Origin of the sequence: Bradyrhizobium forestalis, from assembly GCF_002795245.1 — a bacterium.
GTDB lineage: Bacteria > Pseudomonadota > Alphaproteobacteria > Rhizobiales > Xanthobacteraceae > Bradyrhizobium > Bradyrhizobium forestalis.
In genome coordinates, this window is the sequence record NZ_PGVG01000048.1 from 23,070 (window position 1) to 35,292 (window position 12,223).

The following is a 12,223-nucleotide window of genomic DNA, read 5'->3' on the forward strand; positions in this document are numbered from 1 at the left end:
CCTGGCGATTTCGGTTCGCGCATAACAAACGGCGCTGGCGCCGAGCTCCCCGGCAGAGGCTCGGCGCGACAGGCACCCTTTACCCTATTTGCTGCGAAACTTCGCCCGGAAAAGCACGAAGAAGTGAATTAGCCCTTCAACTTTTCGGCAAGCGTATGGCCGAGGCGCGCGGGTGACGGGGACACTGTAATCCCTGCGGATTTCATCGCCTCGGTCTTGGAACCGGCGTCGCCCTTGCCGCCCGAGATGATCGCGCCGGCATGGCCCATGCGGCGGCCGGGAGGGGCAGTGACGCCGGCGATGAAGCCGACCATCGGCTTCTTGCGGCCGCGCTTGGCTTCGTCCTTGAGGAACTGGGCGGCGTCCTCCTCGGCGGAACCGCCGATCTCGCCAATCATGATGATCGATTCGGTCTTGGGGTCGGCGAGCAGCATCTCCAGCACGTCGATGAACTCGGTACCCTTGACCGGGTCGCCGCCGATGCCGACCGCGGTGGTCTGGCCGAGGCCTTCCTGGGAGGTCTGGAACACGGCCTCATAGGTCAGCGTGCCGGAGCGGGAGACGATGCCGACCGAGCCGGTCTTGAAGATGTTGGCGGGCATGATGCCGATCTTGCACTCGCCGGCGGTCATGACGCCCGGGCAGTTCGGCCCGATCAGGCGCGACTTGGAGCCGATCAGCGAGCGCTTCACGCGCACCATGTCGATGACTGGAATGCCCTCGGTGATGCAGACGATCAGCGGGATCTCGGCGTCGATGGCTTCGCAGATCGCATCCGCCGCGCCCGGCGGCGGCACGTAGATCACCGACGCATCGGCGCCGGTCTTCTCACGCGCCTCGCGCACGGTGTCGAACACCGGCAGGCCCAGATGCGTCGCGCCGCCTTTGCCCGGCGAGGTGCCGCCGACCATCTTGGTGCCATAGGCGATCGCGGCCTCGGAATGGAAGGTGCCGTTCTTGCCGGTGAAGCCCTGGCAGATGACCTTGGTGTTCTTGTCGATCAGGATGGACATGAGGTCTGCTTTCGCGAAACTAACAGAGTGAGAGGGTCAGTGGATGCGGCGGTAGACGCCGGTGAGGACATCGGACCAGCCTTCCGCGTCCGGCGAGAACTGGATCTTCAACGAGTAGGAATCCTCATTGATGATCTCGTAGACGTGGCGCGCATTGCCGCGGAGCGAGCCGCGCACCAGCGTCAGGGTCTTGCCGACCCACCCGCCGGAGGCGGGCGAGGGCGGCGTGTAGCCGAGCGAGTCGTACCAGAATAATTTGTAGGTCCGGTCGTCACGGTCGTAGGTGAAGATGCCGTGGGTCGCGAAGACCTGCTTGCCGTCGCGCATCTGCACCGCGTCCTGAATCAGATAAAATCCATTCAGGTCCATGCGCGCGACGACGTGCGACGTGGCCGGCCCGCCTTCGGTCCAGCGCGACGGGAAGACCATCTCCTCGCCATTCCATTCGCCGGCGAACGCGGCGAGGCGCGTATGCTCTGCAAGCGGAGATGATGCGGCGAGATGGTCCTGGGCCATGGCCTTAGCCTCCCTTGACGGCCTTCACGATCTTCTGCGCGGCGTCGTCGAGGTTGTCGGCCGGCACCACGTTCAGTCCGGATTCACGGATGATCTTCTTGCCGAGCTCGACATTGGTGCCTTCGAGGCGGACCACCAGCGGCACGCTGAGGCCGACTTCACGCACCGCCGCCGTGACGCCCTCGGCGATCACGTCGCACTTCATGATGCCGCCGAAGATGTTGACCAGGATGCCCTTCACGTTGGGGTCGGCGGTGATGATCTTGAAGGCGGCGGCGACCTTCTCCTTGCTGGCGCTGCCGCCGACGTCGAGGAAGTTGGCGGGCGACATGCCGTAGAGCTTGATGATGTCCATCGTCGCCATGGCGAGACCGGCGCCGTTGACCATGCAGCCGATGTTGCCGTCGAGGGTGACGTAGTTGAGGTCGTACTTGGACGCCTCGATCTCCTTGGCGTCTTCCTCGGTCTCGTCGCGCAGCGCGAGCACCTCGGGGTGACGGAACAGCGCGTTGTCGTCGAACGACACCTTGGCGTCGAGCACGCGGAGCTGGCCCTGCTTGGTCACGACCAGCGGGTTGATCTCCAGCATCGACATGTCCTTGGCGACGAAGGCCGCGTAGAGCTGCGCGGTGAGCTTCTCGGCCTGCTTGGCGAGGTCGCCCGAGAGGTTCAGCGCCTTCGCAACGGTGCGGCCGTGATGGCCCATGACGCCGGTGGCGGGATCGACCGAGAAGGTGACGATCTTCTCGGGCGTGTTGTGCGCGACGTCCTCGATGTTGACGCCGCCTTCGGTCGAGACGACGAAGGAGACGCGCGAGGTCTCGCGGTCGACCAGGATGGAGAGATAGAACTCCTTGTCGATGTCGGAGCCGTCCTCGATGTAGAGGCGGTTGACCTGCTTGCCGGCGGGGCCGGTCTGCACGGTCACCAGCGTTGCGCCCAGCATCTGCTTGGCGAACTCGGAGACCTCGGCGGCCGATTTGGCGATGCGGACGCCGCCCTTGTCGCCGGCCGAGGCTTCCTTGAACTTGCCCTTGCCACGGCCGCCGGCATGGATCTGGCTCTTCACCACATAGACCGGACCGGGCAGCGCCTTGGCGGCAGCTTCCGCGTCGGTCGCTTTAAGGACCGGCACGCCCTTGGAGATCGGGACGCCGAACTCACCAAGCAGCGCTTTGGCCTGATATTCATGGATATTCATATGGTCGCTCCCTGAACCCGCGGGCGGTGACCCCATGGGCCCACCTCAGTCTTGTGGCTGGCATACCATATACCACAGGAACTGCAACCCGGATTCTTTGACTTCGAGATCTCTGGACTGCCGAACCCGGAACCCGCCCAGCCTTTCAAGTGCTGCAGCGGCTCCCGGAAGTGAAACCGCCGAAGACCGGTTTTCGATCTTCGGCGGGGGATTGTCTGCGCCTTAGCGGCCGAGAAGATCGGGGGCGATCTTCTTGCAGGCGTCGACCAGGCCCTGCACGGCGCCGACCGACTTGTCGAAGGCCTCGCGGTCCTTGCCGGCGAGCTCGATCTCGACGACGCGCTCGACGCCCTTGGAGCCGATCACGACGGGCACGCCGACATACATGTCCTTCACGCTGTACTCGCCGTTGAGATAGGCGGCGCAGGGCAGCACGCGCTTCTTGTCCCTCAGATAGCTCTCGGCCATCGCGATTGCGGAGGCGGCCGGGGCGTAGAAGGCCGAGCCGGTCTTGAGCAGGTTGACGATCTCGGCGCCGCCGTTGCGGGTGCGGTCGACGATCTCGTCGAGACGCGCCTGCGAGGTCCAGCCCATCTTGACGAGGTCGGGCAGCGGGATGCCGGCGACGGTGGAGTACTTCACCAGCGGCACCATGGTATCGCCATGGCCGCCGAGCACGAAGGCGGTGACGTCCTCGACCGAGACGTTGAACTCGTCGGCCAGGAAGTAGCGGAAGCGCGCGGAATCCAGCACGCCGGCCATGCCGACGACCTTCTTGTGCGGCAGGCCAGATGCCTTCTGCAGAGCCCAGACCATCGCGTCGAGCGGGTTGGTGATGCAGATGACGAAGGCGTCGGGGGCGTACTTCTTGATGCCGGCGCCGACCTGCTCCATGACCTTGAGGTTGATGGAGAGAAGATCATCGCGGCTCATGCCGGGCTTGCGCGGCACGCCGGCGGTGACGATGCAGACTTTTGCGTTCTCGAGCGCCTCGTAGGAGTTCGCGCCGGTGTAGTGCGCATCAAAACCGTCGACCGGCGAGGACTGCGCGATGTCGAGCGCCTTGCCCTGCGGCACGCCCTCGGCGATGTCGAACATCACGACGTCGCCCAGTTCTTTCAGGCCGATGAGGTGAGCCAGCGTTCCGCCGATCTGACCGGAGCCAATCAAAGCAATCTTGTCGCGCGCCATGTGAACCTGTCCTTTAGACACGTAAGGAGGGGAAAACTGAGACGGGTGGTTATCCCTTTCGTCTCCCCCGTTCAAGTCGGTGGATGCCCAATTGTCGGGCTTGGCGCGATTCCGGCCAGCGAACCCTACACCGTCATTCCGGGGCGCCCGCGCCATTGCGCGGACGAACCCGGAATCTCGAAATTGTCGCGCGAGATTCCGGGTTCGCGCTGACGCGCGCCCCGCAATGACAGCGCTGGCAAATAGGACTTAAGTCTCTACCAGGCCCTTGGTCGAGCCGCTGGCGGTGGAATCCTTGCGGCCGTGGGCCAGCGCCAAATAGGACTCCGAGCTCATCTCGATCAGGCGTGACGCGGTCCGCTTGAACTCGTTGGCCTCGTTGCCCTCGTCGGCGAGGTAGAGCGAGATCGGGTTGGCATCGGCCGAGGCCATCAGCTTCACGGCGTTGTCATAGAGCGCGTCGATCAGCGTGATGAAGCGCTTGGCCGCGTTGCGCTGGGAGAAATCCATCACTGGAATATGGTCGACCAGGATGGTGTGATAGTCGTGCGCCAGCCTGAGGTAGTCGGATGCACCTAACGGCTTCTCGCAGAGATCGGCGAACGAGAACCGCGCCACGCCATGGGCCGAGCACGGCACGTGCAGGATGCGGCCCTTGATCGAGATATCGCGCGACCTGCATGTGGCGCCGCCCGACATCCGCTTCCAGGCGCGGTCGAGCGCGGCGTCCGCATCGCCATCGGCCGGCGTCAGCCACATCGGCACGCCCTGCAGCTTCTCCAGACGGAAGTCGGTGCGCGCATCGAGCCGCGCGACGTCCATGTGGCCGGTGATCTGCTTGATGAAGGGCAGGAACAGCGAGCGGTTCAAGCCGCCCTTGTAGAGATCGTCGGGCGCGACGTTGGAGGTCGCGACCACGACGGTGCCGAGCTCGAACAGTTTCGCGAACAGGCGTCCCAGGATCATCGCATCGGCGATGTCGGTGACGTGGAATTCGTCGAAGCAGAGCAGCCAGCTCTCCTCGAAGATCGCGTTCGCCGTCAGCGCGATGACGTCACCGTCGGCGATCTCGCCGCGCGCGATGCCCTGGCGATAGTCGTAGATGCGCTCGTGCACATCCGCCATGAACTCGTGGAAATGCGCACGGCGCTTGTGCTCGACCGAGGCCTGCTGGAAGAACAGATCCATCAGCATGGTCTTGCCGCGGCCGACCTCGCCATGGATGTAGAGCCCGCGCGGCGCATCGTCCTTGTCATTGCTGCTGAACAGGCGGCTGAGCAGGCCCTGCTTGCGCTGCGGCTTGTAGGTGGCGAGCCGCTGGTCGAGCGCCGCATAGACCTCGGCGACCTCGGCCTGCGCGGCATCGGGCTCGATCGCGCCGGACGCGATCTCGGCCTGGTAGGCTTCGCTGAAGGGGGAACTGGGGATGGAGAGCATGGCCCTTTACCGCCAGAGACCGGCGGAAATTGCAAGCCGTCAATTGGTGCGGGGCGCTATGCGCTTTCTTCTCCCTCGCCCCGTTCTTACGGGGAGAGGGCTGGGGTGAGGGGCCTCTCTCCACACGCGAGATGGTCGAGAGACCTGTACCCCCTCACCCGAATTCGATCTGCGATCGAATTCGACCTCTCCCCGCAAGCGGGGAGAGGTAAAGAAGAGCTCACTCACACAGCTCGTAGGCGTCCTCGACCACATACGGCCCGCCGCCAGTCGAGGCACGCGACGAGAACAGCACGAAGCGTTCGGCCATGAAGGCCTTGCTCGGGAAGTAGCCGCGCAGCGAGAGATAGTCGGCGACGTCGCGATCGGAGGCGTCGTGCAGCCGGGCCAGCGTGACATGCGGAATGTACTTGCGTCCCTCCGGATCGAGGCCGATCCGCTGCATCATACGTTCGAGCTCGGCCTGAAGCTCCATCAGCGGCTTGCTCGGCGCGATCGTCGCAACGACTGCTCGCGGTTTGCGGCCGCCAAAACTCGTCAGCCCCTGCACCTTCACCTCGAACGGCTTGCGGTCGACGCGAAACAGCATCGAGGCGATCTCGTTGGCGGAAGCGCCGTCGATGTCGCCGATGAAGCGCAAGGTGACGTGATAATTTTCGGGATCGATCCAGCGGGCGCCGGGGAGGCCACCCCTCAAGTTGGAAAGCGACTGGCCGATCTCGGCCGGAATTTCCAGACCCGTGAACAAACGCGGCATCGTTTCGCACTCCCGATGCTTGGGTACAGCCCTCGAGCTAAGGACCATATCCAAATTAGAGCCGGCGACGAATCACCGGTACCCTGATTCCTATCGCAGTTGTGTGACTCTGCGAAGCATGCCGCGCCTCACCCCGGCAAAACCTTGGGAATTACGCTGAGCGCTGCCTGCTTTTCAACGCCGCTGCCCAGCGATCGTGCCAAGGAATGCCTCCACCGTGGGCATGATGCTGCCGACGATGATGTCGACGCCGGCCGCAGTCGGATGAATGCCGTCGGCCTGGTTGAGCTTGGCGTCGGCCGCGACGCCATCGAGGAAGAACGGATAGAGCGGCACGTCGAACCGTTTCGCCAGATCCGGATAAATCGAATTGAAGCGCGCGGCATAGTCGTCGCCGTAATTCGGCGGCGCCAGCATGCCGCACAGCATCACCGCGATCTTGCGCGCCTTGAGCCGCTGGATGATGTCGGTCAGCGCAGCGCGCGTCAAATCGGGATCGATGCCACGCAGCGCGTCGTTGGCGCCGAGCTCGACGATCACGCCATCGGTTCCATCGGGCACCGACCAGTCGAGCCGGTCGCGGCCGCCGGAGGTGGTGTCGCCGGACACCCCGGCATTGGTCATGTCGACCGTTATACCTTTGGTCTGCAAGGCTTTTTGAAGCTTCTGGGGGAACGCCTCCTGGGCTGGGAGGCCGAGACCGGCGCTCAAGGAATCGCCGAGAACGACAAGCCTGACCGGCTGTGTCGCGCCCGCCCGAGCGGGGGGCGCAATTGTCATCAAGGCGAGCATCAACACGGCTATGTGCATGAACAATCCGTAACGCCTCTCGACCGCGCTATCGGAGTTGCCATATGACCGGACCATGGACACCTATTCCTCTTCGCTCGCCACGACCGCGATGGACACCATCGCCATCTCCAACGTCAATCTCTCATTGGGCACGGGCGCGGCACGCGTTCACATCCTCAAGGACATCAGCCTGCGCGTCGCCTCGGGCGAGACGATCGGCCTGATCGGCCCGTCAGGCTCGGGCAAATCCACGCTGCTGATGGTGATGGCGGGGCTGGAGCGTCCTGATAGCGGGGAGGTGGTGGTTTCAGGCACGGCTTTCAATGCCCTCGACGAGGACGCACTCGCGCGCTTTCGCGGCCGCCAGGTCGGCATCGTCTTCCAGTCCTTCCATCTGATCCCGACCATGACGGCGCTGGAGAACGTCGCGGTGCCGCTCGAGCTTGCCGGCAATCCGGATGCCGCGAGGCGCGCGGCGCAGGAGCTGCAATCGGTCGGGCTCGGCGACCGCCTGCATCACTATCCGACCCAGCTCTCCGGCGGCGAGCAGCAGCGCGTGGCGCTCGCGCGCGCGCTGGCGCCCGATCCCGCGATCCTCGTCGCCGACGAGCCCACTGGCAATCTCGACGAGACAACCGGAAAGCAGATCGTCGATCTCCTGTTCAGCAAGCACGCCGAGCGCGGCATGACCCTGGTGCTGGTGACGCACGATTCCTCGCTCGCGCATCGCTGCGATCGCGTCATCCGCCTGCGCTCCGGGCGCATCGACACGCAGTCCGCACCGGCATGAGCGCTTTGGTCGAATCGTTCGCGAAGCCGGGCGGCGTCGCGCTGTCGCTGCGCTATGCGCTGCGCGAATTACGCGGGGGCCTGCGCGGCTTCTATGTCTTCATCGCCTGCATCGCGCTCGGCGTGATGGCGATTGCCGGCGTCGGCTCGGTCTCCGCAAGCCTGAGCGATGGTCTTGCCCGCGAAGGCCGCACGCTGCTCGGCGGCGACGTCTCTTTCGTGCTGTTCCAGCGCGAGGCCAGGCCGGAAGAGGTCGCGTTCCTGCGCTCGCGCGGCACGCTCTCGACCGCGGCGACCTTGCGCGGCATGGCGCGCACGACGGATGGCAAGCTGGCACTGGTCGAGATGAAGGCGGTCGACGACACCTATCCGATGCTGGGACAGCTGACGCTGGCGCCACAGCTGCCGATGGCCGATCTGCTCGCCGAGCATGACGGCGCGTTCGGCGCCGCCGCCGATCCGACGCTGCTGGCGCGGCTTTCTCTCAAGACCGGCGACCGCGTCACGATCGGGTCCGCAACGTTCCAGATCCGCTCCACTGTCGAAGCCGAGCCCGACAAGCTCGCCGGCGGCATCGGATTCGGGCCGCGCTTCCTGATCAGCGAGGCGGCCTTGCGCGCCACCGGCCTGATCCAGCCCGGCAGCCTGGTGCGCTGGGTCTACCGGGTCAAGCTGCCCGAAGCCGCGAACAACGAGCGCGCGACCGAAGCCTTCATCTCGGACGCGCGCAACGCTGCGCCGCAGGCCGGCTGGGAGATCCGCAGCCGCTCCAACGCCTCGCCGCAGCTCGAGCGCAACATCAACCGCTTCACCCAGTTCCTGACCCTGGTCGGCCTTGCCGCGCTTCTGGTCGGCGGCGTCGGCGTCGCCAATGCCGTGAAGAGCCATATCGACCGCCGGCTCGAGGTGATCGCGGCCCTCAAGGCCGTCGGCGCCACCGGGCGCGACGTCTTCGGCATCTATCTCGCGCAGGTCATCCTGCTCGCGGGCATCGGCTCGGTGATCGGTCTTATGCTCGGCGCCGCCATGCCCTTCGCCATCGTCGGCCTGTTCGGCAAGCTCTTGCCGCTGCCGGTGGTACCGGCCGTGCACGCCGACGAGCTCGCACTGTCCTTCGTCTATGGCCTGCTCACTGCGCTCGCCTTCGGCCTGTGGCCGCTCGGCCGCGTGCACGACGTGCCGGTGGCCGCGCTGTTCCGCGACACCATCAGCTCCGAATGGCACCGCCCGCGCGCGAGCTATCTCGTATTCATGGGCGTGGTGATCGCGCTGCTCATCGCGGTCGTGATCGGTCTGTCGTTCGACAAGCGCATCGCCGCGGTGTTCGTGGCCTCCTCCGTCGTCGTGTTCGCCTTGCTGCGCGGCATCGCCGCCCTGCTGATGGCCATCGCGCGACGGCTGCCGCGGACCCGGCTGCCGATGCTGCGGCTTGCGATCGCCAACATCCACCGGCCAGGCGCGCTGACGCCGTCCGTCGTGCTGTCGCTCGGCCTCGGGCTCGCCGTGCTCGTCACCATCACCCAGATCGACGGCAATCTGCGCCGGCAGTTCCTCGCGGCTCTCCCCGATCGGGCGCCATCCTTTTTCTTCATCGACATCCCGAGCACGCAGGCCGAGCAGTTCGATGGCTATCTGCGCCAGATCGCCCCAAGCGCAAGGATCGAGGACGTGCCGATGCTGCGCGGGCGCATCGTGGCCGCGCGCGGGGTGCGTGCCGAGGAGCTCAAGCCGACCACGGATTCCGAATGGGTGCTGCAGAGCGACCGCGGCCTGACCTATACCGGCGAGCTGCCGAAGGGTTCCAAGGTGGTCGAGGGCGAGTGGTGGAGCGCGGACTATTCCGGCCCGCCGCTGGTCTCGATGGAGAAGAAGATCGCCGACGGTTTAGGCCTCAAGCTCGGGGACGAGGTGGTGGTCAACGTGCTCGGCCGCGACATCCCGGCGAAGATCAGCAATTTGCGCAACATCGACTGGCAGGGGCTCGGCATCAATTTCGTCCTCGTCTTCTCGCCCAACGCCTTCAAGGGCGCGCCGCACACCCATATCGCGACGCTGACGGAGACGGGCGGAAATGCGGCAGGCGACGGCAAGATCATCAAGGAGGTCGCCGACGCCTATCCGATGGTGACGAGCGTGCGCGTGCGCGAGGTGATGGAGACGGTCGGCTCGGTGGTGACCAATCTGGCGCTGGCGATCCGCGGCGCCAGCGCCGTGACCCTGATCTCGGCGATCCTGGTGCTGGGCGGCGCGCTCGCCGCCGGCCACCGTCACCGGGTCTATGATGCGGTGATCCTGAAGACGCTGGGCGCGACGCGACTGCGGCTGCTCGGCGCCTATGCCCTCGAATACCTCCTGATCGGGCTCGCCACCGCGGTGTTCGGCGTGATCGCCGGCAGCATCGCGGCCTGGATGATCGTGACGCGGCTGATGACGCTGAGCTTCGTCTGGCAGGCCGGCAGCGCGGCCGGCGTGGTCGCGGCCGCCCTGGTCGTCACCGTCGGGCTCGGGCTCGCCGGCACGCTCCTGGCGTTGAACAAAAAGCCCGCCACGGTGTTGCGGAATTTGTGACAAATGGTAGCGGCCAGCCGCGCGGGAGCGAAATCGCACGATTCCTGCGATTAACCACGTCCGCTCGTCAGGATTGCAGCCAAGGGCGACATTCGGCCGCGCGTGGACGGTTGCAGCGAATGTGTTAGTTTCCCACATATCGAATGGGTTCGGAGACCCGATTGTTAGCCAAAATTTAGTCGGCCGGCAGCGGTATCCGAGATAGAATTTGACGAACCGGCGGCATGGCGACCCTCATGCCGGACCGGACCAACCAACGGGAATTCGACCATGTCGGACCTAGACCGTAACTACGCTTCTCCTTTCGGCAGGGCCGCCGGGCGCGTTGACGCCGCGACGGTCGATGCCGGCCTGCGCGCTTACATGCTGCGCATCTACAACTACATGAGCGTTGGCCTGGCCATCACCGGCCTTGCCGCGCTCGGCGTCTACATGGCCGCCGTGACCGACGTTCCGACGGCGGACGCCGTCCGCGTCGGCAAGCTGTTCCTGACGCCGTTCGGCTACGCCATGTTCGTCAGCCCGCTGAAGTGGCTGTTCATGCTCGCGCCGCTCGCGATGGTGTTCGTGATCTCGGCGGGCATCAACCGTCTCGCCCCCTCGACCGCCCAGATCCTGTTCTGGGTGTTCTCGGCGCTGATGGGCATCTCGCTGTCGTCGATCTTCCTGGTGTTCACGCACACCTCGATCGTGCGGGTGTTCTTCATCACCGCGGCGACCTTCGGTGCGCTCAGCCTTTACGGCTACACCACCAAGCGTGACCTGACCGGGATGGGCTCGTTCCTGTTCATGGGCCTGATCGGCATCATCATCGCGAGCCTGGTGAACCTGTTCCTGGCCAGCTCGATGCTGCAGTTCATCGTGTCGGTGATCGGCGTGCTGGTGTTCGCGGGCCTCACCGCCTGGGATACCCAGCGGCTGAAGAACGACTACATCTACGGCTACGCCTCGGCCGGCGGTGACATCGCAGAGCGTGCGGCCATCACCGGCGCCCTGTCGCTGTACCTGAACTTCATCAACCTGTTCACGCTGCTGCTGCAGCTCCTCGGCCAGCGCGACTAAGCGCCGGACCAGAGTGAACGGACACGAACCCCGGCCGAAAGGCCGGGGTTTTTGTTTGGGGTGGGGTGCCGTCACATGCTCGGTGTCATCGCCCGCCTTGTGCGCAATTGCGCACTGGGGCGGGCGATCCAGTACTCCGTGGCGCCTGTGATTGAATCGAGAGGCTGCGGCGTACTGGATGCCCCGCCTGCGCGGGGCATGACAGCGGAGAGGATAGCTGCTGCGCTCGCAATGACGGGTGTGGATGCGCCGAGCCCCTTCCAGCGCCCGCACGAAGCCTCTATCCTTCCCGCCATGTCCGCACCTGAAATCAGGCCCACCACCGAGGCCGACCTTCCCGCCATCACCGCCATCTATCAGCAGGCCGTCCGCGAGGGCACCGCGACGTTCGAGCTGGATCCGCCTGACCTTGCCGAGATGACGCGCCGCTATCGCGCGCTGGTCGACGGCGGCTATCCCTATTTCGTCGCCATGCTGGACGGGCGCGTGGCCGGCTATGCCTATGCCGGCGCCTACCGCCCGCGCCCGGCCTACCGCTTCACGGTGGAGAACTCGATCTATCTCGATCCCTCTTTCCACCGCCGCGGTGTCGGCTCGCGGCTGCTGGAGCGTCTGATCACCGAATGCGAGGCGCGCGGCTTCCGCCAGATGATCGCCGTGATCGGCGATTCCGCCAATGCCGGATCGATCGGCGTGCACACCCGGTGCGGCTTCAAGATGATCGGCACGCATCCCAATGTCGGGCTGAAATTCGGCCGCTGGCTGGATACGGTGATGATGCAGCGCGACCTCGGCGAGGGGGCGAGGAGCATGCCGGGGAAATAGCGTGTTGTAGCCCGGGTGAGCGCAGCGATACCCGGGAACGCTGCGAGGGAAGTCCCGGATGTCGCTTCGCTC

Annotated in this window: 11 protein-coding genes; 4 read left to right on the forward strand and 7 right to left on the reverse strand. The window is 65.3% G+C overall.

All coding sequences use genetic code 11. The features are described 5' to 3' along the window. Window positions 1–128: 128 nt before the first annotated feature. The 7 genes from sucD to CVM73_RS34030 all read right to left on the reverse strand — a co-directional run bounded on the left by sucD (window position 129) and on the right by CVM73_RS34030 (window position 6,925). Entirely contained in the window at window positions 129–1,013 is an 885-nt protein-coding gene (gene sucD, locus CVM73_RS34000) for a succinate--CoA ligase subunit alpha (RefSeq protein ID WP_100236139.1), read from the reverse strand. Between the two features lie 36 nt (window positions 1,014–1,049). After that, window positions 1,050–1,529: a DUF1579 family protein gene (locus tag CVM73_RS34005; protein ID WP_100236140.1), complete on the reverse strand. Its 480-nt coding sequence runs from the start codon at window positions 1,527–1,529 to the stop codon at window positions 1,050–1,052. Window positions 1,530–1,533: 4 nt separating this feature from the next. Further along, on the reverse strand, window positions 1,534–2,730 hold the full coding sequence (sucC, locus tag CVM73_RS34010; RefSeq protein WP_100236141.1) for an ADP-forming succinate--CoA ligase subunit beta: 1,197 nt from the start codon (window positions 2,728–2,730) through the stop codon (window positions 1,534–1,536). Between the two features lie 222 nt (window positions 2,731–2,952). Continuing rightward, entirely contained in the window at window positions 2,953–3,921 is a 969-nt protein-coding gene (gene mdh, locus CVM73_RS34015; protein ID WP_100236142.1) for a malate dehydrogenase, read from the reverse strand. 249 nt (window positions 3,922–4,170) lie between these two features. Continuing rightward, window positions 4,171–5,358 carry a cell division protein ZapE gene (zapE, locus tag CVM73_RS34020; RefSeq protein ID WP_100236143.1) on the reverse strand — a complete coding sequence of 396 codons (1,188 nt, stop codon included), beginning with the start codon at window positions 5,356–5,358 and terminating at the stop codon, window positions 4,171–4,173. Between the two features lie 220 nt (window positions 5,359–5,578). Next, the gene (thpR, locus tag CVM73_RS34025) at window positions 5,579–6,115 is read right to left on the reverse strand and encodes an RNA 2',3'-cyclic phosphodiesterase (RefSeq protein WP_100236144.1); all 537 of its coding nucleotides are present in this window, start codon (window positions 6,113–6,115) and stop codon (window positions 5,579–5,581) included. Between the two features lie 174 nt (window positions 6,116–6,289). Beyond that, window positions 6,290–6,925: an arylesterase gene (locus tag CVM73_RS34030; protein WP_167407223.1), complete on the reverse strand. Its 636-nt coding sequence runs from the start codon at window positions 6,923–6,925 to the stop codon at window positions 6,290–6,292. Window positions 6,926–6,980: 55 nt separating this feature from the next. On the opposite strand from CVM73_RS34030, the gene CVM73_RS34035 reads away from it, so the two are divergent. From CVM73_RS34035 to CVM73_RS34050, 4 genes are all read left to right on the forward strand, one after another. Then, window positions 6,981–7,697: an ABC transporter ATP-binding protein gene (locus CVM73_RS34035; protein WP_100236146.1), complete on the forward strand. Its 717-nt coding sequence runs from the start codon at window positions 6,981–6,983 to the stop codon at window positions 7,695–7,697. Continuing rightward, entirely contained in the window at window positions 7,694–10,264 is a 2,571-nt protein-coding gene (locus CVM73_RS34040; RefSeq protein WP_100236147.1) for an ABC transporter permease, read from the forward strand. The genes CVM73_RS34035 and CVM73_RS34040 overlap by 4 nt, the downstream gene beginning before the upstream one ends. Window positions 10,265–10,534: 270 nt before the next feature. Next, a complete protein-coding gene (locus CVM73_RS34045; RefSeq protein WP_100236148.1) occupies window positions 10,535–11,326 on the forward strand; it encodes a Bax inhibitor-1/YccA family protein in 792 nt (263 codons plus the stop codon). 294 nt (window positions 11,327–11,620) lie between these two features. Next, a complete protein-coding gene (locus CVM73_RS34050; RefSeq protein WP_100236163.1) occupies window positions 11,621–12,151 on the forward strand; it encodes a GNAT family N-acetyltransferase in 531 nt (176 codons plus the stop codon). Window positions 12,152–12,223: the final 72 nt, after the last annotated feature.

Bases quoted from the DNA above. Each gene is read 5' to 3' on its own strand.
- sucD (WP_100236139.1), bottom strand. From the start codon at position 1,013: ATGTCCATCCTGATCGACAAGAACACCAAGGTCATCTGCCAGGGCTTC.
- CVM73_RS34005 (WP_100236140.1), bottom strand. From the start codon at position 1,529: ATGGCCCAGGACCATCTCGCCGCATCATCTCCGCTTGCAGAGCATACG.
- sucC (WP_100236141.1), bottom strand. From the start codon at position 2,730: ATGAATATCCATGAATATCAGGCCAAAGCGCTGCTTGGTGAGTTCGGC.
- mdh (WP_100236142.1), bottom strand. From the start codon at position 3,921: ATGGCGCGCGACAAGATTGCTTTGATTGGCTCCGGTCAGATCGGCGGA.
- zapE (WP_100236143.1), bottom strand. From the start codon at position 5,358: ATGCTCTCCATCCCCAGTTCCCCCTTCAGCGAAGCCTACCAGGCCGAG.
- thpR (WP_100236144.1), bottom strand. From the start codon at position 6,115: ATGCCGCGTTTGTTCACGGGTCTGGAAATTCCGGCCGAGATCGGCCAG.
- CVM73_RS34030 (WP_167407223.1), bottom strand. From the start codon at position 6,925: ATGCACATAGCCGTGTTGATGCTCGCCTTGATGACAATTGCGCCCCCC.
- CVM73_RS34035 (WP_100236146.1), top strand. From the start codon at position 6,981: ATGGACACCTATTCCTCTTCGCTCGCCACGACCGCGATGGACACCATC.
- CVM73_RS34040 (WP_100236147.1), top strand. From the start codon at position 7,694: ATGAGCGCTTTGGTCGAATCGTTCGCGAAGCCGGGCGGCGTCGCGCTG.
- CVM73_RS34045 (WP_100236148.1), top strand. From the start codon at position 10,535: ATGTCGGACCTAGACCGTAACTACGCTTCTCCTTTCGGCAGGGCCGCC.
- CVM73_RS34050 (WP_100236163.1), top strand. From the start codon at position 11,621: ATGTCCGCACCTGAAATCAGGCCCACCACCGAGGCCGACCTTCCCGCC.